This window comes from Mesorhizobium sp. M0751, from assembly GCF_040320265.1.
In the GTDB taxonomy this organism is placed as follows: domain Bacteria; phylum Pseudomonadota; class Alphaproteobacteria; order Rhizobiales; family Rhizobiaceae; genus Mesorhizobium.
In genome coordinates, this window is the sequence record NZ_JAMYPH010000013.1 from 1 (window position 1) to 26,498 (window position 26,498).

At 63.1% G+C, this 26,498-nt stretch carries 31 protein-coding genes and 1 pseudogene; 14 read left to right on the forward strand and 18 right to left on the reverse strand.

Translation table 11 applies throughout. The features are described from left to right. The 3 genes from NKI19_RS19855 to NKI19_RS19865 form a co-directional block, all read right to left on the reverse strand. Nucleotides 1-218, reverse strand: a 218-nt coding sequence (locus tag NKI19_RS19855) for a transposase (RefSeq protein ID WP_502899315.1), incomplete at its 3' end; no start/stop codon positions are given. An 88-nt stretch (nucleotides 219-306) separates the two neighbouring features. Next, nucleotides 307-678: an endonuclease domain-containing protein gene (locus NKI19_RS19860; protein ID WP_352492486.1), complete on the reverse strand. Its 372-nt coding sequence runs from the start codon at nucleotides 676-678 to the stop codon at nucleotides 307-309. Between the two features lie 228 nt (nucleotides 679-906). Next, the gene (locus tag NKI19_RS19865; RefSeq protein WP_352492423.1) at nucleotides 907-1,926 is read right to left on the reverse strand and encodes a glycoside hydrolase family 25 protein; all 1,020 of its coding nucleotides are present in this window, start codon (nucleotides 1,924-1,926) and stop codon (nucleotides 907-909) included. A 259-nt stretch (nucleotides 1,927-2,185) separates the two neighbouring features. Here NKI19_RS19865 and NKI19_RS19870 point away from each other — a divergent pair, with 259 nt between their 5' ends. Beyond that, entirely contained in the window at nucleotides 2,186-3,100 is a 915-nt protein-coding gene (locus tag NKI19_RS19870) for a hypothetical protein (RefSeq protein ID WP_352492424.1), read from the forward strand. Nucleotides 3,101-3,113: 13 nt separating this feature from the next. On the opposite strand, the gene NKI19_RS19875 is transcribed toward NKI19_RS19870, so the two are convergent. The 5 genes from NKI19_RS19875 to NKI19_RS19895 form a co-directional block, all read right to left on the reverse strand. Next, nucleotides 3,114-3,326: a hypothetical protein gene (locus tag NKI19_RS19875; protein ID WP_023717422.1), complete on the reverse strand. Its 213-nt coding sequence runs from the start codon at nucleotides 3,324-3,326 to the stop codon at nucleotides 3,114-3,116. Nucleotides 3,327-3,444: 118 nt separating this feature from the next. Beyond that, nucleotides 3,445-3,843 carry a GFA family protein gene (locus NKI19_RS19880; protein WP_352492425.1) on the reverse strand — a complete coding sequence of 133 codons (399 nt, stop codon included), beginning with the start codon at nucleotides 3,841-3,843 and terminating at the stop codon, nucleotides 3,445-3,447. 156 nt (nucleotides 3,844-3,999) lie between these two features. Further along, nucleotides 4,000-4,956 (reverse strand): alpha/beta fold hydrolase, encoded by a 957-nt coding sequence (locus tag NKI19_RS19885; protein WP_352492426.1) that lies wholly within the window; start codon nucleotides 4,954-4,956, stop codon nucleotides 4,000-4,002. A gap of 24 nt (nucleotides 4,957-4,980) precedes the next feature. Continuing rightward, on the reverse strand, nucleotides 4,981-5,472 hold the full coding sequence (locus NKI19_RS19890) for an SRPBCC family protein (RefSeq protein WP_352492427.1): 492 nt from the start codon (nucleotides 5,470-5,472) through the stop codon (nucleotides 4,981-4,983). 120 nt (nucleotides 5,473-5,592) lie between these two features. Beyond that, on the reverse strand, nucleotides 5,593-5,841 hold the full coding sequence (locus NKI19_RS19895) for a ParB N-terminal domain-containing protein (protein ID WP_352492428.1): 249 nt from the start codon (nucleotides 5,839-5,841) through the stop codon (nucleotides 5,593-5,595). 156 nt (nucleotides 5,842-5,997) lie between these two features. Here NKI19_RS19895 and NKI19_RS19900 point away from each other — a divergent pair, with 156 nt between their 5' ends. The 5 genes from NKI19_RS19900 to NKI19_RS19920 are packed head-to-tail and all read left to right on the forward strand — an operon-like array spanning nucleotide 5,998 to nucleotide 11,497. After that, on the forward strand, nucleotides 5,998-7,638 hold the full coding sequence (locus NKI19_RS19900) for a N,N-dimethylformamidase beta subunit family domain-containing protein (protein ID WP_352492429.1): 1,641 nt from the start codon (nucleotides 5,998-6,000) through the stop codon (nucleotides 7,636-7,638). A 1-nt stretch (nucleotide 7,639) separates the two neighbouring features. Beyond that, entirely contained in the window at nucleotides 7,640-9,007 is a 1,368-nt protein-coding gene (locus NKI19_RS19905; protein WP_352492430.1) for an aminotransferase family protein, read from the forward strand. 10 nt (nucleotides 9,008-9,017) lie between these two features. After that, the gene (kce, locus tag NKI19_RS19910) at nucleotides 9,018-9,947 is read left to right on the forward strand and encodes a 3,5-dioxohexanoate:acetyl-CoA acetone transferase (RefSeq protein ID WP_352566991.1); all 930 of its coding nucleotides are present in this window, start codon (nucleotides 9,018-9,020) and stop codon (nucleotides 9,945-9,947) included. A 9-nt stretch (nucleotides 9,948-9,956) separates the two neighbouring features. Next, nucleotides 9,957-10,469, forward strand: coding sequence for a GNAT family N-acetyltransferase (locus NKI19_RS19915; protein WP_352492432.1), 513 nt, complete (start codon nucleotides 9,957-9,959; stop codon nucleotides 10,467-10,469). Further along, nucleotides 10,466-11,497, forward strand: coding sequence for a histone deacetylase family protein (locus NKI19_RS19920; RefSeq protein ID WP_352492433.1), 1,032 nt, complete (start codon nucleotides 10,466-10,468; stop codon nucleotides 11,495-11,497). The genes NKI19_RS19915 and NKI19_RS19920 overlap by 4 nt, the downstream gene beginning before the upstream one ends. Before the next feature lie 16 nt (nucleotides 11,498-11,513). Here the strand turns inward: NKI19_RS19920 and NKI19_RS19925 are convergent, their stop codons facing one another. Both NKI19_RS19925 and NKI19_RS19930 read right to left on the reverse strand, forming a co-directional pair. Next, entirely contained in the window at nucleotides 11,514-12,779 is a 1,266-nt protein-coding gene (locus NKI19_RS19925) for a cysteine desulfurase-like protein (RefSeq protein WP_352566989.1), read from the reverse strand. A gap of 48 nt (nucleotides 12,780-12,827) precedes the next feature. Further along, the gene (locus NKI19_RS19930; protein ID WP_352492435.1) at nucleotides 12,828-13,895 is read right to left on the reverse strand and encodes an aldo/keto reductase; all 1,068 of its coding nucleotides are present in this window, start codon (nucleotides 13,893-13,895) and stop codon (nucleotides 12,828-12,830) included. A 384-nt stretch (nucleotides 13,896-14,279) separates the two neighbouring features. On the opposite strand from NKI19_RS19930, the gene NKI19_RS19935 reads away from it, so the two are divergent. After that, a complete protein-coding gene (locus NKI19_RS19935; protein ID WP_352492436.1) occupies nucleotides 14,280-14,444 on the forward strand; it encodes a hypothetical protein in 165 nt (54 codons plus the stop codon). Nucleotides 14,445-14,494: 50 nt separating this feature from the next. Here the strand turns inward: NKI19_RS19935 and NKI19_RS19940 are convergent, their stop codons facing one another. Further along, nucleotides 14,495-15,001: a DUF1993 domain-containing protein gene (locus NKI19_RS19940; protein WP_352492487.1), complete on the reverse strand. Its 507-nt coding sequence runs from the start codon at nucleotides 14,999-15,001 to the stop codon at nucleotides 14,495-14,497. 123 nt (nucleotides 15,002-15,124) lie between these two features. Here NKI19_RS19940 and NKI19_RS19945 point away from each other — a divergent pair, with 123 nt between their 5' ends. Beyond that, nucleotides 15,125-16,162, forward strand: coding sequence for a DUF1176 domain-containing protein (locus NKI19_RS19945; RefSeq protein WP_352492437.1), 1,038 nt, complete (start codon nucleotides 15,125-15,127; stop codon nucleotides 16,160-16,162). Here the strand turns inward: NKI19_RS19945 and NKI19_RS19950 are convergent. From NKI19_RS19950 to NKI19_RS19970, 6 genes and pseudogenes are all read right to left on the reverse strand, one after another. Beyond that, nucleotides 16,159-17,016 (reverse strand): alpha/beta hydrolase, encoded by an 858-nt coding sequence (locus NKI19_RS19950; RefSeq protein ID WP_352492438.1) that lies wholly within the window; start codon nucleotides 17,014-17,016, stop codon nucleotides 16,159-16,161. The genes NKI19_RS19945 and NKI19_RS19950 overlap by 4 nt on opposite strands. A 92-nt stretch (nucleotides 17,017-17,108) precedes the next feature. Further along, nucleotides 17,109-18,719: an NTP transferase domain-containing protein gene (locus NKI19_RS19955; RefSeq protein WP_352566987.1), complete on the reverse strand. Its 1,611-nt coding sequence runs from the start codon at nucleotides 18,717-18,719 to the stop codon at nucleotides 17,109-17,111. Continuing rightward, nucleotides 18,716-19,420 (reverse strand): XdhC family protein, encoded by a 705-nt coding sequence (locus NKI19_RS19960; RefSeq protein WP_352492440.1) that lies wholly within the window; start codon nucleotides 19,418-19,420, stop codon nucleotides 18,716-18,718. The genes NKI19_RS19955 and NKI19_RS19960 overlap by 4 nt, the downstream gene beginning before the upstream one ends. Before the next feature lie 6 nt (nucleotides 19,421-19,426). Further along, nucleotides 19,427-19,765, reverse strand: a complete 339-nt coding sequence (locus NKI19_RS19965; protein WP_352492441.1) for an XdhC family protein — start codon at nucleotides 19,763-19,765, stop codon at nucleotides 19,427-19,429. A gap of 63 nt (nucleotides 19,766-19,828) precedes the next feature. Beyond that, nucleotides 19,829-19,958, reverse strand: a pseudogene (locus NKI19_RS32880) (AAA family ATPase); the annotation flags it as partial. Nucleotides 19,959-19,989: 31 nt separating this feature from the next. Further along, on the reverse strand, nucleotides 19,990-20,484 hold the full coding sequence (locus NKI19_RS19970; RefSeq protein WP_352492442.1) for a flavin reductase: 495 nt from the start codon (nucleotides 20,482-20,484) through the stop codon (nucleotides 19,990-19,992). Nucleotides 20,485-20,663: 179 nt separating this feature from the next. On the opposite strand from NKI19_RS19970, the gene NKI19_RS19975 reads away from it, so the two are divergent. Beyond that, nucleotides 20,664-21,737 carry a branched-chain amino acid ABC transporter substrate-binding protein gene (locus tag NKI19_RS19975; RefSeq protein ID WP_352566985.1) on the forward strand — a complete coding sequence of 358 codons (1,074 nt, stop codon included), beginning with the start codon at nucleotides 20,664-20,666 and terminating at the stop codon, nucleotides 21,735-21,737. Between the two features lie 14 nt (nucleotides 21,738-21,751). After that, nucleotides 21,752-22,771 (forward strand): P1 family peptidase, encoded by a 1,020-nt coding sequence (locus tag NKI19_RS19980; RefSeq protein WP_352492488.1) that lies wholly within the window; start codon nucleotides 21,752-21,754, stop codon nucleotides 22,769-22,771. A gap of 47 nt (nucleotides 22,772-22,818) precedes the next feature. Here NKI19_RS19980 and NKI19_RS19985 read toward each other — a convergent pair whose 3' ends face one another. Next, complete coding sequence (locus NKI19_RS19985; RefSeq protein ID WP_352492444.1) at nucleotides 22,819-23,073, reverse strand: DUF2171 domain-containing protein; 255 nt, start codon at nucleotides 23,071-23,073, stop codon at nucleotides 22,819-22,821. Between the two features lie 247 nt (nucleotides 23,074-23,320). On the opposite strand from NKI19_RS19985, the gene NKI19_RS19990 reads away from it, so the two are divergent. From NKI19_RS19990 to NKI19_RS20005, 4 genes are read left to right on the forward strand one after another with little or no spacing between them, the layout of a single operon-like run. After that, nucleotides 23,321-24,046 carry a DUF2259 domain-containing protein gene (locus NKI19_RS19990; protein ID WP_352492445.1) on the forward strand — a complete coding sequence of 242 codons (726 nt, stop codon included), beginning with the start codon at nucleotides 23,321-23,323 and terminating at the stop codon, nucleotides 24,044-24,046. Nucleotides 24,047-24,057: 11 nt separating this feature from the next. Beyond that, nucleotides 24,058-24,558 (forward strand): hypothetical protein, encoded by a 501-nt coding sequence (locus NKI19_RS19995; RefSeq protein ID WP_352492489.1) that lies wholly within the window; start codon nucleotides 24,058-24,060, stop codon nucleotides 24,556-24,558. Nucleotides 24,559-24,617: 59 nt separating this feature from the next. Then, on the forward strand, nucleotides 24,618-25,925 hold the full coding sequence (gene purB, locus NKI19_RS20000; protein WP_352492446.1) for an adenylosuccinate lyase: 1,308 nt from the start codon (nucleotides 24,618-24,620) through the stop codon (nucleotides 25,923-25,925). Then, the gene (locus NKI19_RS20005; protein ID WP_352492447.1) at nucleotides 25,925-26,497 is read left to right on the forward strand and encodes an alpha/beta hydrolase; all 573 of its coding nucleotides are present in this window, start codon (nucleotides 25,925-25,927) and stop codon (nucleotides 26,495-26,497) included. The genes purB and NKI19_RS20005 overlap by 1 nt, the downstream gene beginning before the upstream one ends. The last annotated feature ends 1 nt before the right edge of the window (nucleotide 26,498 follow it).

Genomic DNA, 26,498 nt, shown 5'->3' on the forward strand with positions numbered 1-26,498 from the left:
GCCGGATCGCTCAGCCCATGCCATACGCCCAACAAAAGGCAGCGCATCAGCACTGGCGCCGGATAGCTGGCCGTGCCCGGCCCGGCTCCGCTGCGTGCGCCCAAAAGCGCGTCGATCGGACCCCAGTCGATCTCCTTTGCAACAAGATCGAAGATTGTCTCGTCCGACGAGGCCAGGCCGACCGCCAAGCTCAATTGACCAAGCACACGATCAACCATCCGCGAATCTCCCGTAGCGACCAACACTACAGAATCACCAATCAGATTCTGTGCAAAGGCCTCCAGCGGGGAGAAGGGAAGTGTCGCGCTACCGCCAAGGCCGCAAACTCTCGTCCCGTACGTAGGCGATGATGGTATCGCAGACGGCGTTCAGATCCCGCAGCACGTCGTCGTTCCAGAAGCGCAGCACACGAAAGCCCCTCGCCTTCAATTCGCTATCCCGCTCCCGGTCATAGTCAGAATCCGCATGCTGGCTGCCGTCGATTTCGACAATCAGCCTGCCCTCGGCGCAAACGAAATCGGCGATGAACCGGCCGACCGGGACCTGACGCCGGAATTTGATGCTGTCGAGCTTGCGTCCGCGCAGCTCATGCCACAGGCGGTCTTCCGCGGCGGTCGGCTCGCGTCGCATAGAGCGGGCGAAACGACGTTTGGTCGGCGCGACGGGCTGGTGCGGCATGGGACGACGGTATCCAATCTGGGCATGACGTCCAAGGAATTCGAAACCAAGTGTGGAAAACCGAGCGCTATCCCTTCTCCCCTTGTGGGAGAAGGTGGCCTCGCGAAGCGAGGTCGGATGAGGGGTGCTCCAGCTTGGCACGGCGGCACTCCGTCCAACACCCCTCAACCGTCTCGGCGCTGCGCGCCGATCAACCTTCTCCCACAAGGGAGAAGGCAAGAGCTGCCGCTACTCCGCCTCCGCTACCATCTGCCGGCCGTCAGCCCACGCCCGCCAAGCCTTCTCATCGCCGTGGAACACGTTGAGGTCGATGCGCCCCCTTACCCCGTGCGACAGGCCGGAGCCTGAATATTGCCAGAACAGCCATTTGCGGTCGGGATAGACTTTTGACGGGTGCGCGGCCACGGCGCGCAGCCAGAATGGATAATCCGGGAAGGCGCCCCTGAGATTGTCGCGGTAGAAGTCGGGCGCGGTGTAGATGATCGGCCGCTGGCCGTAGTGGCGCTCGAGCTTGTCCATGAACACCTGCATCTTCTCCAGCACCTTTTGCCGCGACGGGCGGCGCTTGCAGCTGGATTCGCCGTTCCACTCGACGTCGATCACCGGCGGCAGCGCGCCCTCGACCCTCGGCACGTTGCGGATGAACCAGTCGGCCTGCTCGCCGGCGGTGCGGCACCAGTAGAAGAAATGATAGGCGCCGCGCTTCAGGCCGGCGGCGTCGGCATTGCGCCAGTTCCTGGTAAACATCGGGTCGAGATGATCGCCGCCGTCGGTCGCCTTGATGTAGGCGAAATTGGCGCCCTGGGCGCGCAGCTTTTGCCAGTTCACATTGCCCTGCCAGCGCGAAACGTCGACGCCGTGGACGGCGAGGCGCCTTGGCGAGGAGGCCTTGCCGAAATTGATCGGCTTGGCATCGCGAAAACCATAGCGCGTGACCGGCTCGGCAAGCATCGCCGGTGCTGCGCGTGTCAGCCGCTTCGGCGGCGATATCAGCGCGATCACCTCGGCGGGCGGTTCGACGTCCTGATCGGGAACGTCCATCGCGACCGGCTGTTCGTCCTGCTCCTGGTCGGCGAAGGCTGGCGCGGCGTCGGCAATCGCCGGCGATGCAATCGGCGCTGGCGGCCGCACAACCGAGCTGGTGGTCTCGCTGGACGGCACTTGCAGCGCATCGACGCCGGAGGTCGACGTGCAGCCGGCAAGGCACAGCGCTGCGATCGAAAAGATGACGACGCCTGATATCCGCATCTGGACCTGTACGCAAAACACAACAGACCGAAGGCAGGACAACGCCGCCGGACAAACCAAGCTGGATTCCTAACAAGAAACTACCAACAAAGTTTGAATCGAATTGTTAGGGCTTTGCATCGGGACGCTGCCCCGGACGGAGGTGCGCTATCCCCAAACGTTCGGCCACGTCGCTGCCTCGCAATGCCGCTTGACAACTCACGGCATGAGATTAGTATTCACTAATCTTACAGTGTAAGGCCATACTTGGGAGGAAGTCATGCAGCCCGCCGCCCTGTCAGAATTGCAGTCCGTAGCCCCGCCGGAGCCACACTCGCCCGCCATCGGGATCGACGAGATATCTGGCGATCTCAGCCGCGTTATCGAACGCGCCGAGGTCGATGCCTGGCTCGATCTCTATCGCGCCGCCCCGGCAGACTTTGCCGCAAGGCAAGGCTTGGCCATCGCCGAAGATGGCGGTCTCGTCTGGACCACCTGCACGACGATCCCGTTCATCCACTTCAACTGTGTCAAGAATTTCGGCGTCGAGAGCGCGGCCAGCGAGAGCCGGCTCGACGCGCTTCTGACGCATTATCGCGACGCCGGCATTCTGAGGCCCTGGTTCTACACCAATCCACATACCGAGCCGGCGACGCTCCGTTGCTGGCTCGAGGCGCGCGGCCTGCAGCGTCAGGGCGGCTGGGAACGCATCTTTCGCGACGCCACGCCATTGCCAGCGGAGCCGCTTTTCCCGACGGAGACTGTCTCGGTCGAGCGGGTGACGCCGGCAACGGCAAGGGAATGGGCTGGGTTCATCGACAGCCAATATCGGTTGCCGACCTCACCGTGGTTGCTCGCGCTGGCCGGCCGGCGCGGCTGGCATCATTACGTGCTGCGGCGGGACGGCGCGGTGGCGGCGGTGCGCTCGATGTTCATCGGTGCCGACGGCATGGCCTGGAGCGGCATCGACGCGCCGGTTCCCGGCATCATGGCGCCGAGCTTCGACCTCGATGCAATGCTCGGCGAAGCGATGGTGCGCGACGGACTTGCGGCCGGTGCAAAACTGTTCGTGGCCGACATCGAGGCGCCGCACGCCGAACGAAACGGGCCGGCGTATCGCAACTATGCGCGCCTCGGCTTCAAGCTCGCTTATTTCCGCAGCCATTACAGCTATTTGCCGGCAAATTCCGGCTGACCGCTTCAAGACCCTAGCCGCACAGCCACAGCTTGTGGCAGGTCGTGGCCATCAGGTGGGCCGGCGGTACAAAACGATCGTTGACCGCCACATCATCGTCGGCCCGGCGGACCTTTTCCTCAAGCAGCGTGCGAAGTTCCGCCGGCTGCACGCGGTCGCGCTCCATCACCAGCTTGATCATCGGATCGCTCAAGAGTTCGTCCAGGGTGTTGATGCTGTCGTTCATTCCGTCGCCTCCTCGACTGCCGCCCGCACGCAATAGATAGGCAGCAATGATGGCCCGCCAATGACGCTTTGCCGGCTATCTCGTGTCGCTTCGGATTAAATTTTGTCCAGATTTCACCTCAAGCCGGAGGTGGCGCGCCTTCAAATTGCGGCAGGCCGTCGTCGATCTGCACCCAGGGCTGCTTCGAGGCGGTCCAGATATGCATCTCAGGCCTGAACACCGAGGGATCATCGAGCGAACCGGTGGTGACGCCGATGATGCCGGCGGAATCGCGCCGGGAAAACATCGTCGTGCCGCAGCGGGGACAAAAGCCGCGCTTGAGATCGGGCGAGGAATTCACCGTCGCCAGCGGTCCGTCGACCGTCACATCGTCGATGCGGAACAGCACGCGCGCGTTGAAGGCGGCACCCAGCGCTTTCTGGCAGAGCCGGCAATGGCAGACGCGCTCATTGATCGGTGCCGCCTCGGCGCGGTAGCGCACCGCACCGCACAAACATCCACCCTGATATATTGCCATCGCCCGTGTCCCTTCCCTGGAGGATAGGCGATACCTATCGATAGGTGGCACCGTCAATTGAAAAGCTTTGATGGCGCCATCTAAAGCTGTGATCCGGCCGATGGGCGAAATGCCGGCCATCTCGCGGGAGACGGCCGGCAGACAATTGACTGGGCGTCAGTTCGTTTCGTTGACGACCTCATCCCAGGTCTTGACCTTGGTCTCGCCATTGAGGAACGGCAGGGCGGCAGCTGTCAGTTCCGGCGCGAAGAACACATCGTAATGGGTGCGGTTCGGCAGGATCGCCAGGCGGTTTTGCGACAGGTTCTCGCGCATCCAGCCGGCGTCCTTCAACCCGCCGCCAAGCATCTGATAGAACTTGATCTCGTGCTCGGGCCGGTACATGTCGCTGTCGCCGAACACCAGCATCACCGGCATTGTCAGCTTCGGCACGTCGGCCGAATAGTCGTAGTCCTTGCGCATATAGGCGCCGAGCTGGTCGAGCAGTTTCGGAAAATCCTGCGGATGCGGCGCAACCGCGACGTAGGATTTATACATCGGCGTGTCCTTCATCATGTCGGCCATCGCCGCGCCGACCTGTGCCTGCTGGCCACGCATCTCGGCATAGAAGCCGTCCGCGGCGTAGCCGGTCGAGACCAGCACCAGCCGGCGCACCGTTTCGGGATGCTGCACGGCCATGCGGAACGCGACGCCGCCACCCAGCGAATAACCCATGACGTCGATCTTGTCGTAGCCGAGCGCCTTGACGATTGCCGCCATGTCGTCGCCCATCGCCTCTAGGCTGAGCGGCCGGTCGCCGAGCGCCGTGCGGCCATGGCCCTGCAGGTCGACCCCGATGACGGTGCGGTTTTCGGTAAGTTTTGGCAGGATCGGCGCGAACATGTCGGTCGTGCCGAGACCGCCATGCAGCAGAAGCAGCGGCTCGCCCTTGCCATAGACGGCGTAGTAATAGTTCAGGCCGTTGATCGGCAGCAGGCCGGATTTTGCCGGCGTCGGCAGTGTTGCGGTTGCGGTCGTCATGGCGGGCTTGGCCTCCTCAGCGTTGATGGTGCCCGGCGCGGCAAAGAGCGCGGCGGCCGAGGCGAAAATGGCGAAAAATATCGATCTGGACATATCAGTCTCCCTCTCCCGTTTGCATCAAAGTCGCTTTGCGACCTCCTCGAGCTGTTCTGCGCACTGGCCCCAGCCCTCGTGAAAACCCATTTTCTCGTGCTGTTCGCGGTCGGCGACCGACCAATGCGCAACCCGGGCGATGTAGCGGGTCTTGCCCTCGCCCTCGTCCTCGTCCTCGAGTGTCACAATGCCGGTCATGAACGGTTTGGCGGAAGGCTCCCACGCCTTTGTATAGGCATCGGTGAACACGAGCTTCCTGCCCGGCACGACTTCGAGGAAGACGCCGGGGTTCGCAAACTCGTTGCCATCGGGATCGGCCATGACGACAAGGGTGGAGCCACCGGTCCGCACATCCATTTCGGCGCGCGGCGTCGTCCACGGCTTCGGCGAGAACCATTGCGTCAACAGCTTTGGCTCGGTCCAGCAGCGATAGACGTTCTCGCGCGGCGCATCGATGATGCGGGCGAGAACCAACTCGCGGTCGGAGTTGGGGGCGATGTCGAGCTTGGTGGTCATAGTGTTTCCTCACATGTCGGTTTTGGCTTCCGTGCCTAGGACGAACCGACAAGACGCGAGCCGACACGGTCCGCGAAGAAATCCGCGGGACCGGAGATTCGAACAGAGAACTGAGTGGCTTCAGTGGCGCTTGGCTTGCACCAGATAGGCGTCGATCTCGGTCTCGCCGAGCCACTTGGCCGCTTCCAGCCGATGCAGGCCTTCGACCAGGATATGGCGCTTGCCGTCATGGCGCACCTGGATCGGCATCTTCATGCCGTTTTCCAGAATGTCCTCCGCCAGATGGCGGACGGTTTCGGGATGCAGCGTCTTCTTGCGCGCGGTCGGCACGTAGATGTCGTCGACCCTGACCTTTTGCACTCTCAGCATATCGGCTCCCGTGGCGGACAACGCCGCCCTCTGTGAGATAGTCTGTTTGTCAGGCAAGGCCAAGTGAGCAGCCCGGCAAGGGCTGGCCCGATCGTTTCCAATTGACGCTTGGCCGGCGGATAGCCGAAATGGCGGCCTTCGACCTTAGCGGTGTCCATGAATCATCTGCGGACCGAGTTTCCCGATTTCGGACTGACGCCGGAGCAGCGACGCCAGGCGGTGCGCAGCCATTACTGGGAATGGCCCGGTATGGATGGCGGGCGCGGCGAAATCTGGTGCTACAGCCACCGTTTTTCCTATCGCCCCGGCGAGATGGTGGCGCTGCATGTCAGTTCGACGGCCATCAGTTTCGGCATCGCGATCATCCGCGACTGCGGCGCGGAAACGACAATGTTCGAAAGGACCGGAATCGCGGCGCGCTGGCAGGATACGCCGGACCAATGTTCGGTCGAGGGCTGCGGCTGGCAAGCGTCGTTCGAATTTCGCATAGGCGACGACTGGCCGTCCGGCGCCTATCGCGTCACGCTTGACGCGGACGGTCGCGACGGCAAGCCAATTCGCTGCCATCATCTTTTCATCGTCGCGCCGCAGCCCGGCAAAAAGCCTGGCCGTGTGCTGCAGGTCGCGGCCACCGGCACCTGGCTCGCCTACAATACATGGGGCGGTTCCAACCACTACGAGGGCATTACCGGGCCAGGCCGCGACCAGTATGCACGAGCGGTGTCGACGCAGCGGCCGTGGTGTCGCGGCTTCGTCGTGCTGCCCAGGGACGCGCCGCGCGTGCCGCTCGAAGTCGCCATGCCGCCAAAATCCGTGCCGCGCTATCCGCATATGGAATGGGCCTTTGCCACCGGCCATTCCAAGAAATACGCCTCGTCCGGCTGGGCAAGCTACGACAGCCATTTCTTCCGCTTCGCCGAGCGTGCCGGCTACGCCGTCGATCTCGCCAGCCAGCACGATCTGCATTTTTCGCCCGACATCCTCGACGGCTATGACTGCGTCGTCTTCGTCGGCCACGACGAATACTGGACCTGGGAAATGCGCGATGCGGTCGACGCCTATGTCGAGCGCGGCGGCCATGCGGCGCGCTTTGCCGGCAATTTCATGTGGCAGACCAGGCTGGAGGACGAAGGCCGCCGGCAGGTCTGCTACAAATACCGCGCTCGCGCCGAGGACCCGGCCTATCGCGGCGGCGATATAAGGCGCGCCACCAATTCCTGGGAAGCGCCGGAAATCGGCCGGCCGGGCGCGGCGACCTTCGGCCTCAACGCAACACGAGGCGTCTATGCCGGCTGGGGCGGCTGCGCACCGCGCGGCGTGCGCGGCTTTCCGGTCTACCGGCCGGAGCATTGGGCCTTTGCCGGTACCGGCATCTACTATGGCGACCTGCTCGGCGCCGACAGCCATGTCTATGGCTACGAGGTCGATGGGCTCGATTTCGAGATCCGCGGCGGCCTGCCCTACCCCACGCCCGACAGCGGCGCACCGGACGGCCTGCAGGTGCTCGCGGTCGGCATGGCTGCCCAGGTCGAGGAAAGCGCCGACATTCCGTTCGAGGACCAGTTCCTTGGCGACGAGGACGGTCGCTTCACCGCCGAAACGCTGTTCGGCGAGGCAAGCGACGCCAATCTCGACAAGGTCAAACGCGGCAACGGCATGATCGTCAATTTCCCGCGCGGCAAGGGCGAGGTGTTTCACGCCGGAAGCTGCGAATGGGTCGCCGGCCTGCTAAGGCAGGACCCGATGGTCGAGCGTGTTACCAGAAATGTCCTCGACCGCTATCTCGGAAAGTCATGACATGCTGAAGTCCCCTGCCCCCGAAGACCGCGAAGCCTCGCAGCTGTTTTATCTGTCCAGCCTGCGTCGGCCGTTGATCGACCGCGCTGAAGGCATCTACATGTGGACGCAGGACGGCCGCCGCTTCATCGATGGATCGAGCGGCCCGATGGTCGCCAATATCGGCCATTCCAACCGCAACGTGCTCGACGCGATGAAACGGCAGATGGACCGCGCCACCTTCGCCTACCGCCTGCACTTCGAGAACGAGCCGGCAGAGGAGCTCGCGCGGCAACTGTCCGCCAAGCTCCCCGACGGTCTGGACCGCATCTTTTTCGTCTCCGGCGGCTCGGAAGCGACGGAATCCTGCATCAAGCTGGCGCGGCAATGGGCGGTTGCCACCGGCCAGGCCAGCCGCTGGAAGGTGATCACGCGTTTTCCCTCCTATCATGGCGGCACGCTGGGTGCGCTCGCCGTCACCGGCGACGATGCGCTGGCCGAAAATTTTATGCCGATGATGCAGGTCATGCCGACGGTGCCGGCGCCCATCGCCTGGCGCGACCGCGACAATCTTTCCATGGAACAGCGCGGCATCCGCTACGCCGACATGCTGGAGGAAAAGATCCTCGCCGAGGGACCGCAGAGCGTGCTCGCCTTCATCATGGAGCCGGTCGGCGGCGCTGCCACGGCAGCACTGGTGGCGCCGGACAGCTATTATCCGCGCATCCGCGAGATCTGCGATCGCTACGGCATCCTGCTCATCCATGACGAAGTGATGAGCGGTGCCGGCCGCACCGGAAAATTCCTTGGCGGCGATCACTGGAACTGCAAGCCCGACATCGTCGCGCTGTCGAAAGGGCTGGGCTCGGGCTACGCGCCGCTGGGCGCACTTGCTGCACCGATGCGGCTGGTGCAGCCTTTGCTCGCATCGGGCGGCTTTCAGCACGGCCATACCTATGCCGGCAACCCGCTCGCCTGCGCCGCCGGGCTCGCCGTACTCGGCGAAATGGACCGCCTTGGCCTGATCGCCAACGCGGCTGTCATGGGCGACCTTTTGATGGACGAACTGAAGGGATTGGCTAAACGGTTTCCATTCATCGCCGACGTCCGCGGCAAGGGCCTGCTCACTGGTGCCGAAATGGTCGCGGATCCCGACACTCTGAGGCCGATCGAGCCGGCAAAGAAGGCCACCCAGCGGCTGCTCGACCTCGCCTATGAGCGCGGCCTGATCATCTACGGACGCAAGGTCAAGGGCGGTGTCGACGGCGACAATTTCATGGTCGCGCCGCCGATGATCGTCACCGCCGCACAGATCGGCGAGATCGTATCCATCATCGGCGACTCTCTCGACGTGCTGGCCGGCGAGCTCGACCTGCCGGTCGAAGGCTGAGGGGCGAACCATGGCGCCGCGAAAAGTCATTATCACCTGCGCCGTCACCGGGTCGGTGCACACACCATCGATGTCGCCGCATCTGCCAGTGACGCCGGACCAGATCGCCGCAGACGCAATCGCCGCCGCAGAAGCCGGTGCTTCGATCCTGCATCTTCACGCCCGCGACCCTAAGGACGGGCGGCCGACCGCCGATCCCGAAGTGTTCATGCAGTTCCTGCCGCGCATCAAGCAGGCGACCGATGCGGTGATCAACATCACCACCGGCGGATCGTCGCTAATGACGCTCGACCAGCGGCTGGCCGCGCCGCTCAGGTCCGAGCCGGAAATGTGCTCGCTCAATATGGGCTCGATGAATTTCGCGCTGTTCCCGATGCTCGACCGCCCGCGCGAATGGCAGCACGAATGGGAACCGAAGCTGCTTGAGGCCACCCGCGATACGATCTTCAAGAACACCTTTGCCGACATGGAGACGGTGCTCGAGAAGCTTGGGCGTGGTTGCGGCACGCGCTTCGAATTCGAGTGCTACGATGTCGGCCATCTCTATTCGCTTGCGCATTTCCGCGATCGCGGGCTGGTGTCGGGACCGATGTTCATCCAGTTTGTTTTGGGCATCCTCGGCGGCATCGGCGCCGACCCCGAAAACCTGATCCACATGAAGCGCATCGCCGACAAATTGTTCGGCGACAGCTACCAGTTTTCGGTGTTGGCCGCCGGACGTCACCAGATGCCGATGATCTCGATTGCGGCGGCAATGGGCGGCAACGTCCGCGTCGGGCTGGAGGACAGCCTCTACGACGGGCGCCAGCTCGCCAAGTCCAATGCCGACCAGGTGCGCCGCATCCGCAGCGTGCTCGACGGATTGTCGCTGGACGTCGCAACGCCGGCCGAGGCACGGCAGATGTTGGCGCTCAAGGGCGGCGACCGCGTGGCGTTCTGAGGTGCGGCCGTGACCAATACAGCCACCAACGACATTGTCATCCGGCCCGGCACCGTCGAGGACGTCGAAACCATCCACGCCGCACTCCTACGGCTCGGCGCGCATATCGGCGCACATCAGGAGATCACCTCGACAGCTCAGGATCTCCGCACCTATGGCTTTGGCGAAAAGCCTGCCTTCTCGACCTTGATCGCCGAAGTCGGTGGCGAATTTGCCGGGCTTTGCCTGTATTTTCCGATCTTCTCGACATGGATGGGACGGCCCGGCGTCTATGTGCAGGACCTCTATGTCGAGGACCATTTTCGCGGCCGCAGGATCGGCGAGCGCCTGCTGCGCCGGGTGGCGGCGCAGTGCCGGAAGGCAGGCGGCGTCTATCTCAGGCTGTCCGTCGACACCGACAACGAGACCGCCAAGGCTTTTTACGAACGGTTGGGCATTGCCTGGTCGAGCTACGAGCAGGTGCAGAAGATCGTCGGCGAGGCCTTTTTCGCCTTTGCCGATGCACCGGAGGAGCCAACATGAAAGCCTTCTATGCCGAAGAACAGAAGCGCCATGACCCGAAGGCGTTCCTCTCAAGCGGCGCGCCGCAGCCCAATCCGGAAAAGCCGGAACGGGTCGAGCGATTGTTAGCCGGCGCAAAGGCTGCCGGCTGCACGATCGAACGGCCGCGGGATCACGGGCTCGGCCCGATTGCGGCGGTGCATACGCCGGAATATCTCGATTTCCTCCAGCATATCTTCGCGCGCTGGCAGCGCATCGAGGGCGCCTCGGCCGAGGTCATCCCCAACATCCATCCGATCGCGCGGAACGGCTCCTATCCGGCCTCGGCGGTCGGCCAGGCCGGCTACCACATGGCCGACACCGCCTGCCCGATCTCCGGCGAGACGTGGCAGAGCGCGCTTTGGAGCGCCTGGAGCGCGGTTGAAACCGCCGAGGCGGTGATGTCGGGAGCGCCGGCCGCCTATGCGCTGTGCCGGCCGCCTGGCCATCACGCCTTTGCCGATGTCGCCGGCGGCTTCTGCTTCATCAACAATTCGGCGGTCGCCGCACAGGTTCTGCGCAAGCAGGCGGCGCGGGTGGCGATCCTCGATGTCGACCTGCACCACGGCAACGGCACGCAAGGCATCTTCTATGCCCGGCCGGACGTGCTCACCGTGTCGCTGCATGCCGACCCGGTGCGGTTCTATCCGTTTTTCTGGGGCCATGCCGACGAGCGCGGCGAAGGCGCCGGTCTCGGCTACAATCTCAACCTGCCGCTGCCGCGCAAATCCGGCGATGCTGCGTTCCTCGAAGCACTGGCGGCAGCGTTCCAGCGCATCGACGCCTTCTCGCCCGATGCGCTTGTGGTGGCGCTGGGGGTAGATGCCTTCGAAGGCGATCCGTTCGGCGGACTGTCGGTGAGCACGCCTGGTTTTTCGCGCATTGGCGAGGCGATCGCCGGTCTCGGCCTGCCGACGGTCATAGTCCAGGAAGGCGGCTATCTCTGCGACGAGCTCGGCGACAATCTCACCGCCTTCCTCACCGGTTTTGGCGGCGCCCACAAGCGATGATCCGCACGAGGCCCGCTCAGGATCGTTCCTGCCTCAGCATGGCGACAACGCGGTGCACGCTTTCCAGCGTCTCGTCGATCTCGGCTGAAGTGTTGTAATGAGCGATGCCGATGCGCACCACGCCCTGCTCGGCCGGAATGCCGAGCTGGTGGACGATCTCCCAGGCGTAGTTGTGGCCGGACCACAGGAAGATGTTTTCGGCATTCATCTGCCGCACGATCGTCTCCGGCACGATGCCTTCGACGGTGAACGACACCGTCGGCACACGCTCATTGATCCGCTTCGGATCGGTGATGCCGTGGATGGTCAGGCCGGCAATATCCGACAGACCGTCGATCAGCTGTTGCGCCAGCGGGTTCTCGTAAGCGATTGAAACTTCGAAAGCCTTGGCGATTTTCCGCCGACGCGACCCTTGCACGCCAGCCGTCGCGCCCAACTCGGCAAAATAATCGACAGCCGCCGACAGGCCGGCCATCAGTTCGATTTGCGGCGTGCCGAGCTCGAAGCGCTCCGGCAAGGCATTGGACGAGCAACGGCATTTATACGGCTTCAGCGCATCGATGACGTCCAGTCTGCCCCACAAGATTCCCATATGCGGGCCGAAGAACTTGTAAGCCGAGCAGATCAGGAAATCGGAGCCGAGGTTTTGGACGTCGATCAGGCCATGCGGCGCGAACTGGACGGCATCGACGTAGACCAGCGCACCAGCCTGCCTGGCGATGCCGGTCAAAGCCTTCACCCGGTTGATCGACCCGGTGAGATTGCTGGCGTAGTTGAGCGCGACGAGCCGCGTCCTCTCGGAAAGCAGCGCGGCGAGTGCTGCCTCCTCGACCTGCCAGCTCTGCTGGTCGAAAGGCAGCCAGCGCACGACAAGGCCAAGGTCTTCAGCCAGTTGCAGCCAGGGCGAGATGTTGCCCTCATGGTCCATCCGGGTGAGGATGATCTCGTCGCCGGATTTCATCGTACGGCCGAGCGTTCGCGACATGTGGTAGGTCAACGTCGTCATGTTGGCACCGATGATGATTTCCCGCGGACTTGCCGCGCCAAGGAAATCCGCCATCGCCAGATGGGCCTCGTCCACGATGTCCTGTGCCGCAATGGTGGTCTCGAAGAAGCCGCCGAGGTTGGCATTGGTGGTCAGCAGGCAGCGTGACACCGCGTCCGCCACCGCCTGCGGCACCTGCGTGCCGGCAGGATTGTCGAGATAAATGCGCCTGCGGCCCTTGTCGGTCAGCGACAAGGCCGGAAATTTCGCCCGCACTGCGTCGATCCGGAAGTCCATGGCTGTTCCCCTCCCCTTATGATTATCGGACGATCACGTCTCGACGCCTCACGGGCACGGATTGCCGACGCGCTGGTGGATCGCATCGACGGCTTTCTGCATGCCCTCGGTCCAGACCACGTCGGCGGAAGAGAGCGCCATTTCGAGTTGCGAAATGGTGGTGGCACCGATGATGTTCGAGGTGACCAAGGGCCGGTTCGAGACATAGGCATTGGCAAACAGCGCCGGCTCCATGCCGAAGGTGCGCGCCAACCGGTTGTATTCGAGCTGCACTTCGGCAGCATTCGGCGTCTCGTAGCGCTGGCCGCGGTTGAACAATTGCGAGCGCGAGCCCTGCGGCCGCGCGCCATGATCGTATTTGCCGGTCAAATAGCCTTGCGCCAGCGGCGAATAGGCAAGCAGCGACACCTGCTCGCGCTCGCAGACTTCGGCAAGGTTCACCTCGAAGGTGCGGTTGACGAAATTATAGGCGTTCTGCAGCGAGGCGACGCGCGGGCCGAGGCCCTTGTCGGCTTCGGCAATGAAACGCATGACGCCCCAGGAATTCTCATTCGACAGGCCGAAATGGCGGATCTTGCCGGCCTTCACCAGTTCATCGAATACGGCAAGCGTCTCGGCGATCGGCGTCTCACCCTCCGGCACGCCGGCGGTATCGGAGCGTCGCGGCACGGCGCCGATGCGGTTCGGATTGGCGCCCCACGGCACGTCGCGTTCCGGCCAATGGATCTGATAGAGGTCGATGTAATCGGTGTTGAGCCTGGCGAGTGACTTATCAACAGCGTCGACGATATCGGCGCGCACCAGCTTAGACGGGCGGTCGCCGCGAAACCAGGTGTTGGCGGTGCGACCAACCACCTTCGAGGCGATGATCACCTGGCCGCGATTGCGCTTCTCCTTCATCCAATTGCCGATGATTGTCTCGGTACGGCCTTGTGTCTCCGCCTTGGGCGGGATCGGATAGAGTTCCGCGGTGTCGATGAAATTGACGCCGCGCGCAAACGCCAGATCCAGCTGGGCGTGACCGTCCGCCTCGGTGTTCTGCTGGCCCCAGGTCATCGATCCGAGGCAGATTTGCGACACGAAAAGATCGGTCTGGCCGAGACGGCGTTTGTGCATGGAGTTTCTCCGGCGGGATTTTTTTCGCGGCTGCGCGAGGAGGAAGCAATAGCATACAGGAAAGCGCCGCCCGCTTCCAAGCCCACGGACGGCAGGCCAGGCGACTTTCCCAGGATGCCAGCGGACGGGGTTTATCCCTGCGGCCAATAAAAAGCCGGACTGCATGTGAATGCAGTCCGGAAGTTCGCCAGGAATGGCGAGGAACAACCGGCCAAGTGCCGGCACTGAGGCCTACGGTCGAAGCACCGCAGAAGTTTCGCCGGAACAGCCGAATTAAGTCAAAAAAGATCAGGCAGCATGGCTGCCATGCGAATGCTGCACTGCACAATTGTCATGATCTGCCTATACTGATGGCCGTGGAGGTTCAATAAAGGGGCTTAAATCATGGGATTCTTCACTGAAATGTTCGCCCGCCCGCGTCCGGGGGAACAGCTGCGCTATCGTGCGGCACTGGCGCTGCTCCATTCGATGAGCAATGCCGATCGCGCCGACATCGGCGTCAAGCCGGCCGATTTCCCGCGCATCGCCCGGGAAATGTCCCTACGCTAACAGCGCGCCGTGAGATTTCCCGCCGCAGCGGGATATCTCACGAGCGGATCTCAACGCAATCCGAGGAAGATCGACTTGCCCAATGGCACGCCGTTGTGGCGCAGGATGTCGTAGGCGGTGGTCAGGTGGAAGTAGAAATTGGGCATGGCGGCATGCAGCAGATACTGCATTCCCGGCATCGAAACCTCGCGTCCCGCAAGCCTCAGTTCGATCATCCTGTCATCTGAACCATCGAGTTCGGCCGCCGAAAATGTCGCGAGATAAGCCAGTGTCTTGGTGAGGCGGGCCTGCAGATCAGCGAAGCTCGCCTCATTGTCCTCGTATTTTGGCACCTCACGCCCGGCAAGCCGCGACGGCGCGCCCTTGGCGTGATCGGTGGCAATCTGTACCTGCCTGGTCAGCGCAAACATATCCGGCGCCAGCCTCGCCGTCAGATACACCTGCGGATCGATCTTGCGATCAGCCGCATTTTGCTCGGCAATGTTCAGCACATTGGCCAGTGCCTTCAGCCTCGCCGAAAATACCGGCACGGATGCTTCATACATTGATATGGTCACAAGAAATCTCCACGCGGCCCGACTGCCGACGGCGAGAGGTAGCGCTTTCGCAGGCGATTGTTCAAGCGTCACCACGTCGCCGCAATCGATATGATAGAATTTTTCATCGAGTGGAGGTTCCCGATGAGACGCGCCCTTTTTGCAGCGACCGCTTTTATCTCGCTTGCCGTTGCCGGCCAATCGGCGCTCGCCGCAGACGCGCCTTATATCGACGACAGGTCGAATGCCGACGCGGTCATCCGGTCACTTTATAGTGCCATCAGCCGGCACGAATTCGCGCGCGCCTGGGACTATTTCGGCGACACCAAGCCGGCCAAGGATTTCAATTCCTTCGTCAAAGGCTATGACGGCACGGACACGGTCGAAGTCAAAACCGGTGGCGTATCCGAAGACGGGGCTGCCGGCAGCATCTACTACAGCGTTCCGGTCGCCATCCTGGCGACGGCCAAGGACGGCAGCGAAAATGTCTTTGCCGGCTGCTATACGCTGCGCCAGATCAACGCCTCGATCCAGGAACCGCCATTTCGCTCGATCTTCATCGACAAGGGTGCGCTGAAACCCTCAAAGGCCGATTTCGAGGATGCCGTGCCGGCAAGCTGCGGCGATGGACCGCCGCCGCCGAAGAAGGACGCGGCGCTTGAGCAGGCCAACAAGGCGTTTGCCGCGACTTATGGCGACCAGTGCGACAAGGATCTTTTGGCGCAGGAGCCGGAGATTTTCTCGATCCACTATAAGGGCAAGGATGCGGCTGCCAGCGATCCCGAAAGCGAAACGCGGCTTATCCATTTCGCCTGCTCGGCCGCGGCCTACAACGAAAACTCGATCTATTACATGAGCGACGACGTGCTTGGCGTGAGACAATTGCAGTTTGCCGAACCTGAAATGGACATCCGCTACGAGAACAATGACAGCGACGGCAAATTGCTGGGCATGACCATAGTTGGCTTCCAGACCTCCGGCTGGGCAACCAATTCCGATTACGACGAAGAGACCAAGACGATCACTACCTTCAACAAGTGGCGTGGCATCGGCGATGCCTCTTCATCGGGGACCTATCTGTTTCGCAACGGCGATTTTTCCCTGGTCCAGTACGATGTCGACGCGTCTTATGACGGCGAGGAAAATCCGCAGACGGTCGTCGACTACAATACCGCGCCTTAAGGAGCCTTCGACAACATCCAGTTGAGCGTGCCGCGCCAGTCGGTCATGCGGATCGGCGTGCCGTGCGTGCCGGTCTCGAAGCGGACGAAGCGGGTCGGATAGGTTTTCGACTTGGCCAGAATCGATCGGAAGAAGGCTTCCTGTTTCTCGATTGGAAACACCGGGTCCTTGCTGCCTTGGCCGAAGAAGACCGGGACACGACGCTTGAATGCGGGGCTTGAGAAGAAACTCTCATCCCATAGCGAGCCGAGCAGCAGCAGCCCGTCGATGCGCCCGCCGGTGTCATTGCGGGCGGCCAGCTTCCAGCATAATGAGCCGCCCATCGAGCCGCAGGCGACGAAGATTTTTGCGCTCGGCGATTGTTCGGCATAGTGGTCGATCAGCGCGGCGACCTGGGTGGCACCGGCGTCGCCGAAATCGGAAAAATCCGGCGACAGATAGAGGCCGCCATTGCCGGCCATCAGGTTCTTGATGCGGTTGAAATTGCCGCCGAAGGTGAAGTCGTCGGTGCCCTGCTTACGGCTGCCGCCCTGCCCGTGCAGATAAAGCACGATGATGCTGGCGCCCCCGGTCTTGCCGACGGCAATGTGGCGGACATCGCCGGCGTCGGTCTTCAGCAAGAGATCCTGCTGCACCTTGCGCACGCCGGTTTCGGTGTATTGCGCATGCACACGACGCTCAGGCACTTCGTCACGAGCGTTGATGTCGCGCAGCTCACGATAATCGACAACCGTGTAGGCGCCGTTGCTCTCGGACGAGAGTGTGACCGGATAGGCGAACAGATCGTCCTTGAAGGGTTTGAGTTCGAGAGCGTTGGCGTGGGCGGCACAAGAGAGCGACAAAAGAATCGCCATCAGCAGGGCCGGGAGGCCAGAGGGAGGCAAGCGGAACCGGAAGCAGAAACGAAAGGCCATCCCTCAGCCATGCGTTTTTCGGCTTCGGTTTGTCAATCCTGCAGCACGCCGCCGGCGCTTTCCAGCGCCTCGCGCGTGTCGACATCGACGGCTGCCCCTTCGCCGATCTCGACATCGATGACGTCGAGCCCTTCGGCCTCGACCAGATGGCGGGCCCCGGTATCGCCTTCGAGGTGAGCGATCGCGGCAAACAGCGGACGCGGCAGCAGCACGGGATTGCCGCGCCGCCCATCGTGCGAGGCCCGCACCACCGATCGGCCTTCGGACCTGCGGAACGCCTCGATCAGCCTGTCGAAGTCGGCCGAGGCGACGCCGGGCATATCGCCGAGGACAATCATGGCGCCGGCGGCGTCGCCGGAAATCTTGGCGATGCCGGCCTTCAGCGACGAAGACAGACCCTCGGCGAAATCCGGATTGTCGGCGAAGGTCACATCGAGGCCAGACAGTGCATCGCGCACGCGCTCGCGCTGGTGGCCAGTGACGACTATGGTGGCCGCGGCTTTCGAACCGACCGCGCGTTCGGCAGTGCGACGGACCAGCGGCTTGCCGTCGAAGAGCGCCAAGAGCTTGTTCGGCCCGCCCATGCGGCTGGAGCGGCCGGCGGCCAGAAGCACGATCTCGACCTTTGGTTCGGCTTTGGCCGGCAATGGCTCGCGCGGCTGCGGCCGCGTCGGAATTTCCATCAACAGCCCGCCGACGCCCATGCCGGCAATATCCCTGGCGGTCACGTCGAGGCCGGCAATCAGCCGGTCGAGCACCCAGTCGAAGCCGTTCTCCTTGGGACTGCGGGCGCAGCCCGGCGCACCGATGATGCGCTTGCCGCCTAGAGTGCCGAGCACCAACAGATTGCCGGGATCGACCGGCATGCCGGCGCGGATGACAGTGCCGCCCGCCTTTTCGATCGCAGCGGGAACGACGTCGCCGAAATCGGCCATCGCCGAGGCGCCGAAGATAACCACCATATCGTTGTCGCGTATCAGCGAGGCCGCAGCCTCGGCGACGGGGGTAATTTCATGCGGCGTTCGACGCTCCGCCGTCAGCCTGCCGCCCGAACGCGCCAGGCGTGCTTCGGTGACGCGCAGCGTCTTGTCGAGCATGCTGGGTTTGATGCCGGGCAGCACCGTCTGGATGACGCCGACGCGCACCGGCTGATAGGCGTTGACAGCAAATATCTCACCGCCGGCGCAGATCCTTGCCACGGCATCGACCAAAGCGGAGGCGACCGCAAATGGGATGATCTTCACCGTTGCTACCATCTGACCTTTTTCGACCGGCGCATGCTGCGCGAGCGTGGCGATGGTGATCGTCGGATCGACGGCATTGATAGCGTCGATCATCACCGCGTCGACGGTGAACATGCCAGCAGCCTGCGCGTGGAGGTTGACCCTGCCGGTCGCGGCGGGCTTCGCCTCGATGTTGCGATGGATCATGGATGCGGCGATCTTCTCGGCGGCGACGTCCTCGCTGAGATCATCGGGCGCCAACACCGCCGCGACGACCTCGGAAATGCCAGCGGCCTTCAACAGGGACACATCCCCGGCGCTTAGCCTGTGCGCCTTGCGGAAGCGGTGCCCTCCGGCCGTGGTGGCGTGCGCCAGCACTGCCTCTTCGGCCGTATCGATCGCAACGGGACCAAATTTCACGCGACCGCGCCTTTGGATTCGAGGCCGCGCGAGCGAAAGACGTGGATCGCTTGCGCCAACACCGCGACGGCGATCTCGGCCGGGCTGGCAGCCCCGATGTCGAGGCCGATCGGGGCATGAATGCGGGCGATCTGGTCGGCGGTTGCTCCCGAAGCCAGCAGGCGTTCCACACGTTTGGCGTGGGTCTTGCGGCTGCCGAGCGCCCCGACATAGAAGCAGCCGGCGTCGAGCGCCGCCTTCAGCGCGAAATCGTCGATCTTCGGATCGTGGGTGAGAGCAGCCAGCGCCGTATAGCTATCGAGCGGCTGACGCGTCAGCACATCCTCCGGCCATTCGGCATGCAGCGCGACATCGGGAAAACGATCGGGCGTGGCAAAGGCCGTGCGCGGATCGATGATCTCGACAGGATAGCCGGCGATCCTGGCCATCGGTGCCAGCGCCTGGCTGATGTGGACGGCGCCGATCACCACCAGGCGCGGCTGCGGCAGATGTACGTTGAGGAAGAACGTCCGCCCCTCAGCTTCGACCGAACCGGAACTGCCCGTGCGAAATGCCTTGGCGACGGCCGCCCCGAGTTCGCCGGCTACCCGGTCGCCCTCGCGCACGACACGGTCGCGGCCGTCGCCGAGATCGGTGACCAGGATTGCCGCGCGGCGTGCGCGGCGTTCGGCGTTGAGTGTCTTCAGCGCGTAAGGATCCATCTAGAATCAGCCCAACCTTTCGACATAGACCTTGATGCGGCCGCCGCAGGACAGGCCGACCTGCCAGGCGGTTTCGTCGGCGACCCCGAACTCCAGCATCTTCGCCTTGCCGCTATCGATAACATCGACCGCCTCGGTGACCACGGCGCCTTCGACGCAGCCGCCCGAGACGGAGCCGTGGAAATTGCCTTCGGCGTCGATGACCAGGTGGCTGCCGACGGGACGCGGTGCCGAACCCCAGGTTTCGACCACGGTGGCGATGGCAACGTTCTTGCCGTCCTTCATCCAGCCCTCCGCGATGATCAGCGGGTCGCGGGCTTCGTCGAGATAGATACTGTGTTCCATGATTTTCTCCCTGGGAGACATGTGGTTATGCGACGCGCTTCACGCCAGCCTCGATCCACCGGCGCGGGTCGACCGAACGCATAAAGACAGCACGGTCGCCAGCGACCGGTCCGCCACATAATCCGCACGTGTCAACAGATCGAGCGTCTCGTCGATCGTCCGCGGCGCCGGACGCGGTTTTCAACTCGGTCATTCTGTCTCCGCGGGCGCGGCCATCAAAGCCTCTACAGAGCGTGGTAGCCGCGGTTGTAATAGATCAGCGGCCGCAAATTATCGCCGATGCGCAAACCTGTAACTTTGCCAAAAAGCACACGGTGGGTGGCCAGATCCTTGGTATCGATCAGTTCGCAGTCGAAGACGGCGAGCGCGCCCTTCAGCGTCGGCGAACCGGTCGAGATCACATCCCATTCGGCCAACGCGAAACGCTCCTCGACCGGCAGGCCGGTAATGCCGGAAAAGCCGATCGACAGCGGCTCCTGATCCGAAGCCAGCGTGTTCAGGGCAAATTTGCCATTCTCCACGAACGGCTCGTTCTTGGGATTTTCACGATTGAGGCAGACCAGGATGGTCGGCGGCGTGTCCGACACCGAGCAGGCCGCGATCACCGTCGCGCCGCGCCTGCCGGCGGGGCCATCAGTGGTGACTACATGTACATGGCCGGCAAAATGGGCCATCGCGTCGCGGTAGGCCTGCGGCCCGATGTCATTCTTCTTCAGCACCGATGATTTTCCACTAGTCAGAACCAACCGTTATATATGGGGGGATATTGCATGCCACAAGCGAAGTGCTTGACGTATATCCAGAATTCGCGTGTTGCACCAAAGCTGGCTAGCCTTTAGGTCTTGACGGCATTGGCGCCAGCAAACACGCGACCGGTGCAGAGGAATTCTTCGCTCGCATGCGACCTTGGACGACCACGATAGCGGTGCTGGCCTGGCTCTCGGTCGCCGGTAGTGCAAGTGCCGAGACGCTGCTGGTCGGCGTCGCGGCACCTATGTCCGGGCCGTCGGCGATCCTCGGCAAACAGGTCGAGGCCGGCGCGACAATGGCGGCTGAAGCGAACGATACCGAGATCACGACGATCGATGACGCCTGCACGGCCGACGGTGGCGCCGCCGCCGCGCGGGAGTTCACCGCGGCCAAGGTCAACGTCGTCATCGGGTTTTTGTGCACCGACGCAATCGAGGCGGCTCTGCCGATCCTCAAGGATGCCGGCATCCCGGTGATCACCGTCGGCGTTCGCACGGAAAGCCTGACCGACCGGCGCGCCAAGACCGGATGGCCGATCTATCGTCTCGGGCCGCGCGGCGACGACGAGCGCAATGCCGTCGCTGCCATCCTTACCCGCTTATGGCAGAGCGAGCTGTTCGCCATAGTCGACGACGGCACGATCTATGGCCGCGAAATGGCCGAGACGTTTCGTGCGGCCGCCGAGCAGGCGGCGCTGAAGCCGGTGTTCGTCGACACGTTCCGGCCGCAGCTCGACAACCAGATCGGCCTGATCGGCCGTCTTAAGAAAGCCGGCGCAACGCATGTCTTTGCCGGCGGCGACGGCGATGATGTCGCCATTATGGGTCGGGATGCTGGCCAGCTAAATACCGGCATGGTGTTTGCCGGCGGCGAAGCGTTGCGCGCGCCGCTCGGCGACGTGCCTTATGCCGTCGGCACGCTGATGATCGCGCCGCCCGAATGGGCCGACGTCGCCGACCCCAAGGTGCTGCAGAGCTTTGCCGGACAAAACATCGTGCCGGAAGGTTACACGCTGCCCGCCTATGCCGCGGTCGAGATCGCCAAGGCCGCTTCAGCATTGACGCAAAGCTCCGGCGAGAGGCTGGCCAACGTGCTGACCGCGCATGACTTCACCACGGCGATCGGACCGATCCGCTTTGACGAAAAAGGTGACCTGACGCAAAATCCCTATCAAGCCTACCGTTTCGACGGCGGCCGTTTCGTGCCGGCGGAGAGCCAATGATGTCAAGCACGGGGATGTTCCATACGGGTCCGCGCAATCTCATCACCGACGTCGCCGGCCTGCGTGTCGGCAATGCGGCGAATGCCAAACTGAAATCCGGTGTGACCACCGTCATCTGCGACGAACCGGCCGTGGCCGGTGTGCAAATCCTGGGCGGTGCGCCGGGCACCCGCGAAACCGACCTGCTCGAGCCGCACAATTCGATCCACGCCATCCATGCTGTGGTGCTTTCGGGCGGCTCGGCTTTTGGCCTTGACGCCGCGTCGGGGGTGCAGGCGGCCTTGCGCGAAAGAGGCATCGGCGTCGAGGTCGGCGGCTTTCGGGTGCCGATCGTGCCGGCGGCGATCCTGTTCGACCTGCGCAATGGCGGCGACAAGGATTGGGGCCGGTATCCGCCTTACCGCGACCTTGGCTACGAAGCCGCGCAAGCCGCTGCGATCGACTTTGCCCTCGGCACTGCCGGCGCAGGTAGCGGGGCTTTGAGCTCCGGCCTGAAGGGCGGGCTCGGCTCGGCCTCGACAGTGCTGGACAGCGGCGTCACCATCGGCGCGCTCGCCGCCGTCAACCCGACGGGCTCGGTGACGGTCGCCGGGACCCGCCATTTCTGGGCGGCGCCGTTCGAGATCGGCGACGAGTTCGGCGGCTTAGGCTATCCCCACCCGATGCCTGACGATGCCAGAAAGATCCTGCTGAAGTTCCGTGACAAGCATGCCGCAGAGCAGGCGGAAATCGGCGCCAACACGACCATCGCCGTGATTGCCACCGATGCGGTACTCACGAAGGCCGCCGCCAAACGCCTGGCGATATCAGCGCATGACGGCTTTGTTCGTGCCATTTGGCCGACGCACACGCCCGCCGACGGCGATCTGGTCTTCGCGCTGGCAACCGGCAAGAGCGGCATCGAGCTCGCACCCAACGATGCAATCGATCTCTACGCCGCAGCCGGCGCCACGATGGCCCGCGCCATCAGTCGCGGCGTCTTTGCCGCGACGCCGGCCGAGGGCGATCTGTTGCCGGTCTGGTCGTCGCGCTGACCGCGCCACGCTCATTCGGGTTTGCCGTAATCAGACTGGACTTTTGATCAGGTGGGTTCGGATTTTTCTTCTTCGAACGTGACCGCAACATCCGAGTTTGCAGAGAGCCGCACCTTCTGGCCCTCGACCTCGGCGACAAGGCTGAGAGGAATGAAGTGGTGATGGCCCCTGTGAGCGCCCTCGCCGCTGTCACGCTTGGTCAGCTTGATACGATCTCCGTCAACCTTGTCGACGGTACCGACATGGACGCCGTCGGCGCCGATCACTTCCATACGTTCGCGAATCTTGGATGCATCCGTCATTGGGGTCTCCCTTAGAGCGCCGCGCGTCCTTTTGAACGCGCAAAGGACGCACTAAACATTTTGAATCAATGCATCGTGCCTTCCGACAATCGACCCTGATTTTCGGAAGGCACGATACCGTGAAGCTGCCGACAATAACAAACGACGGCCGGATTGGATGCATCGACCTTGTGTTTCAGTCAGCACGATCTTTTGACGACATCGTGATAGGAATTTAACGGCGTCGACCGCCTGAATGGAAAGCCCCATGCGAAATCTTGCCCTGTTTGCCGTCTGCCTGCTTGCCCCGCTTGCAACTTTGGCCGCCGCCCACGCAGGCGATGTCGCCGAGCTTGAGATCCTCGGCTTCAGCCGTGATGGCGGGGTCTTTGCCTTCGAGGAATACGGCGTCCAGGACGGATCGGGATTTCCCTATGCGAACCGCTATTATATCGACACGGCCGACGACAGTTTCCTGAAGGGTTCGCCGATCCGTGTCCGGCTCGACGACGAGAATGCCGCCGTGGACGCAGCGCGGCTGCAGGCCCGGCAAAAGGGCGAAGCGATCGTCAGTCAGGCGGAACTCACGGCAAATCGCGGCATCACCGCCGGCTTCAACCCGGTGACCGAGCTTTCTGCCGATCCCTTCCGCATGGTGGTCAATCCGCGCCCGATCTTCTCGCCGGTCGACGATCCGCTCGAGTTCCGGCTCGACCAGATCGGCATGAACGACACCGAACGCTGCCAGAGCCAGGGTGAGATCAATGGCTTTCGCCTGCTGCGCATCGAGGCGAAGGACGGCGGCCGGACTAGGATTATTCACGAGGACAGATCGATCCCGCAAAGCAGAGGCTGTCCGAATGGCTACCAGATCGGCGCGGTTCAGACATTTTCGCTGGATAGCCTCAGCGCCTATGCCGTGCTGATCGCGGTGCGCCAATACGGCTTCGAAGGGCCGGACTATCGCTGGATCGCGGTAACCGGACGGCTGTGACGCTCCTGGCCATGCGCACCCGCGCCTTGCATCGTCTCCGCCGCGCTTTACCGCCGCTGCGTGCTGCGTCCGTCGGCGCGCTGCTGTGGGCCATGGCGATGGGCGCCAGCGCGCTGCTCAATCTGCTGCATTACGATTGGGAGACCCCGGCAAAGATCCGCTTCGTCTCGCTGCTTTATGCTGCCGGAGGTGCGCTGGCTTTCCCGATCGGGCTGTTCCTGGCGCGGCTCGTCTCGCTCGGACGCCACTGGGAGATCGCACTCGCCGCCGCCTTCGTCTGCTTTCTCGCAGCGACGATCGCCGTCACCGGCGGCCTGTTTGGGCTGCAATACCGCTCCTACTACGTCCAATGGCATGCGCCCGCGCTCACCATCACCTGGGTTTTCCAGTTCGTGTTCACGATGTTGACGGCACTCTACCAGTTCGTCGTCCTCGGCGTCCGGCTGTATTTTCCGCTCGGTTTCATTGCGCTCGCTGTCGCCAGTGTCTGGTTTGCGCGCCAGCAACGTTGAGCATTTTGCCTGCCTCTGTTAGGACGCGGGCAAATGCTCTCGCAAGTCAGGACCGACTGATGATCCCTCGCTACTCCCGGCCGGACATGGTGGCCATCTGGTCGCCCGAAACCCGGTTTCGCATCTGGTTCGAGATCGAGGCCTATGCCTGCGACGCGTTGGCCGAGCTCGGCGTCATCCCGAAGGAGGCCGCCAAGACCATCTGGGAGAAAGGCGGGACGGCGAAATTCGATGTCGAAGCCATCGACGAGATCGAGCGCGTCACAAAGCATGACGTCATCGCCTTTCTCACCCATCTTGCCGAATTCGTCGGGCCGGATGCCCGCTTCATCCACCAGGGCATGACATCCTCCGACGTTCTCGACACCTGTTTTGCCGTGCAGCTCACCCGGGCCAGCGACATCCTGCTGGCCGACATTGACGGGCTGCTTGCGGCGCTCAAGCGCCGCGCTTTCGAGCACAAGGACACCATCACAATCGGCCGCAGCCATGGCATCCATGCCGAGCCGACCACCTTCGGCGTCAAGCTGGCGCAGGCCTATGCCGAATTCTCGCGTTGCCGCGAGAGGCTGGTGCACGCACGCGAGGACATCGCCACCTGCGCCATCTCGGGTGCGGTCGGCACCTTCGCCAATATCGATCCTTATGTCGAAGAATACGTGGCCAAGAAACTCGGACTGAAGCCCGAGCCGGTGTCGACGCAGGTGATTCCGCGCGACCGCCATGCGATGTTCTTCGCCACGCTCGGCGTGATCGCCTCGTCGATCGAGCGGCTGGCGATCGAGGTGCGCCATCTGCAGCGCACCGAGGTGCTCGAGGCAGAAGAGTACTTTTCACCCGGACAGAAGGGTTCGTCGGCGATGCCGCACAAGCGCAACCCGGTGCTGACCGAGAACCTCACCGGCCTTGCCCGCATGGTGCGCTCCTTCGCATTGCCGGCAATGGAGAATGTGGCGCTCTGGCACGAGCGCGACATCTCGCATTCCTCGGTCGAGCGCATGATCGGGCCCGACGCGACGGTAACGCTCGATTTCGCGCTCTCACGGCTGACCAGCGTTGTCGACAAACTGCTCGTCTACCCCGACAACATGCTGAAGAACATGAACAAATTCCGCGGCCTTGTGCATTCGCAGCGCGTGCTGCTGGCGCTGACGCAAGCCGGCGTTTCGCGCGAGGACGCCTATCGGCTGGTGCAGCGCAACACCATGAAGGTGTGGGAGCAAGGCGCTGATTTTCTTGAGGAACTTCTGGCCGACAAGGACGTTGTTGCAGCTTTGCCCGAGGCCGAGATCCGCGAGAAATTCGATCTTGGCTATCATACCAAGCACGTCGATACGATCTTCAGCCGAGTGTTTGGAGAAGCCTGATGATTTCGGCGGCCGGAGATTTCGATTTCCTTGCCCTGCCCGGGCGCGGCAATTCCGGGCCGGATCACTGGATGTCGCATTGGTGCCGGGTGTTCCCCAATTCGAGCCGCGTGCTGCAGGCCGAGTGGGACCGGCCGAAGCCTGAAGACTGGATCGGCCAGGTAGATGCGGCGGTGGCCGCCGCACCGCGCCGCGTCGTGCTGCTTGCGCATTCGCTGGCGGTGGCGACGGCGGTGAAGTGGGCTGGCGGCGCCAGTCAAAGCCAACTCGACAAGGTCGCGGCGGCATTCCTGGTTGCCGCAACCAATGTCGAGGATGCCGATCCTTCATTCGACGCGGTGCGCCCGTTCGCGCCGATGCCGCTGAAGCGCCTGCCCTTCCCGACATTGGTGGTGGCGAGCCGCAGCGACCCACGCGTCACCTTCGACAAGGCGACCGCTTTTGCCGCCGCCTGGGGCGCGGATATCGCCGATGCCGGCGATCTCGGCCATATGGGAAACGAGGCCCGCCTGGGCGTATGGCCAGCGGGCCTGCTGATGCTTGGACGCCTGCTTGAGAAGGCGAACCTCTAGC

Excerpts from the sequence above, each read along its gene's own strand:
- NKI19_RS19895 (WP_352492428.1), bottom strand. The coding sequence starts at position 5,841 with ATGCTGAGAGTGCAAAAGGTCAGGGTCGACGACATCTACGTGCCGACC.
- NKI19_RS19935 (WP_352492436.1), top strand. The coding sequence starts at position 14,280 with ATGGGATTCTTCACTGAAATGTTCGCCCGCCCGCGTCCGGGGGAACAG.
- NKI19_RS19990 (WP_352492445.1), top strand. The coding sequence starts at position 23,321 with ATGCGAAATCTTGCCCTGTTTGCCGTCTGCCTGCTTGCCCCGCTTGCA.
- NKI19_RS19920 (WP_352492433.1), top strand. The coding sequence starts at position 10,466 with ATGAAAGCCTTCTATGCCGAAGAACAGAAGCGCCATGACCCGAAGGCG.
- NKI19_RS19945 (WP_352492437.1), top strand. The coding sequence starts at position 15,125 with ATGAGACGCGCCCTTTTTGCAGCGACCGCTTTTATCTCGCTTGCCGTT.
- NKI19_RS19930 (WP_352492435.1), bottom strand. The coding sequence starts at position 13,895 with ATGCACAAACGCCGTCTCGGCCAGACCGATCTTTTCGTGTCGCAAATC.
- NKI19_RS19900 (WP_352492429.1), top strand. The coding sequence starts at position 5,998 with ATGAATCATCTGCGGACCGAGTTTCCCGATTTCGGACTGACGCCGGAG.
- NKI19_RS19865 (WP_352492423.1), bottom strand. The coding sequence starts at position 1,926 with ATGCGGATATCAGGCGTCGTCATCTTTTCGATCGCAGCGCTGTGCCTT.
- kce (WP_352566991.1), top strand. The coding sequence starts at position 9,018 with ATGGCGCCGCGAAAAGTCATTATCACCTGCGCCGTCACCGGGTCGGTG.
- NKI19_RS19980 (WP_352492488.1), top strand. The coding sequence starts at position 21,752 with ATGTTCCATACGGGTCCGCGCAATCTCATCACCGACGTCGCCGGCCTG.
- NKI19_RS19975 (WP_352566985.1), top strand. The coding sequence starts at position 20,664 with ATGCGACCTTGGACGACCACGATAGCGGTGCTGGCCTGGCTCTCGGTC.
- NKI19_RS19885 (WP_352492426.1), bottom strand. The coding sequence starts at position 4,956 with ATGTCCAGATCGATATTTTTCGCCATTTTCGCCTCGGCCGCCGCGCTC.
- NKI19_RS19950 (WP_352492438.1), bottom strand. The coding sequence starts at position 17,016 with ATGGCGATTCTTTTGTCGCTCTCTTGTGCCGCCCACGCCAACGCTCTC.
- NKI19_RS19995 (WP_352492489.1), top strand. The coding sequence starts at position 24,058 with ATGCGCACCCGCGCCTTGCATCGTCTCCGCCGCGCTTTACCGCCGCTG.
- NKI19_RS19965 (WP_352492441.1), bottom strand. The coding sequence starts at position 19,765 with ATGGAACACAGTATCTATCTCGACGAAGCCCGCGACCCGCTGATCATC.
- NKI19_RS19960 (WP_352492440.1), bottom strand. The coding sequence starts at position 19,420 with ATGGATCCTTACGCGCTGAAGACACTCAACGCCGAACGCCGCGCACGC.
- NKI19_RS19875 (WP_023717422.1), bottom strand. The coding sequence starts at position 3,326 with ATGAACGACAGCATCAACACCCTGGACGAACTCTTGAGCGATCCGATG.
- NKI19_RS19985 (WP_352492444.1), bottom strand. The coding sequence starts at position 23,073 with ATGACGGATGCATCCAAGATTCGCGAACGTATGGAAGTGATCGGCGCC.
- NKI19_RS19925 (WP_352566989.1), bottom strand. The coding sequence starts at position 12,779 with ATGGACTTCCGGATCGACGCAGTGCGGGCGAAATTTCCGGCCTTGTCG.
- purB (WP_352492446.1), top strand. The coding sequence starts at position 24,618 with ATGATCCCTCGCTACTCCCGGCCGGACATGGTGGCCATCTGGTCGCCC.
- NKI19_RS19880 (WP_352492425.1), bottom strand. The coding sequence starts at position 3,843 with ATGGCAATATATCAGGGTGGATGTTTGTGCGGTGCGGTGCGCTACCGC.
- NKI19_RS19905 (WP_352492430.1), top strand. The coding sequence starts at position 7,640 with ATGCTGAAGTCCCCTGCCCCCGAAGACCGCGAAGCCTCGCAGCTGTTT.
- NKI19_RS19870 (WP_352492424.1), top strand. The coding sequence starts at position 2,186 with ATGCAGCCCGCCGCCCTGTCAGAATTGCAGTCCGTAGCCCCGCCGGAG.
- NKI19_RS19890 (WP_352492427.1), bottom strand. The coding sequence starts at position 5,472 with ATGACCACCAAGCTCGACATCGCCCCCAACTCCGACCGCGAGTTGGTT.
- NKI19_RS20005 (WP_352492447.1), top strand. The coding sequence starts at position 25,925 with ATGATTTCGGCGGCCGGAGATTTCGATTTCCTTGCCCTGCCCGGGCGC.
- NKI19_RS19860 (WP_352492486.1), bottom strand. The coding sequence starts at position 678 with ATGCCGCACCAGCCCGTCGCGCCGACCAAACGTCGTTTCGCCCGCTCT.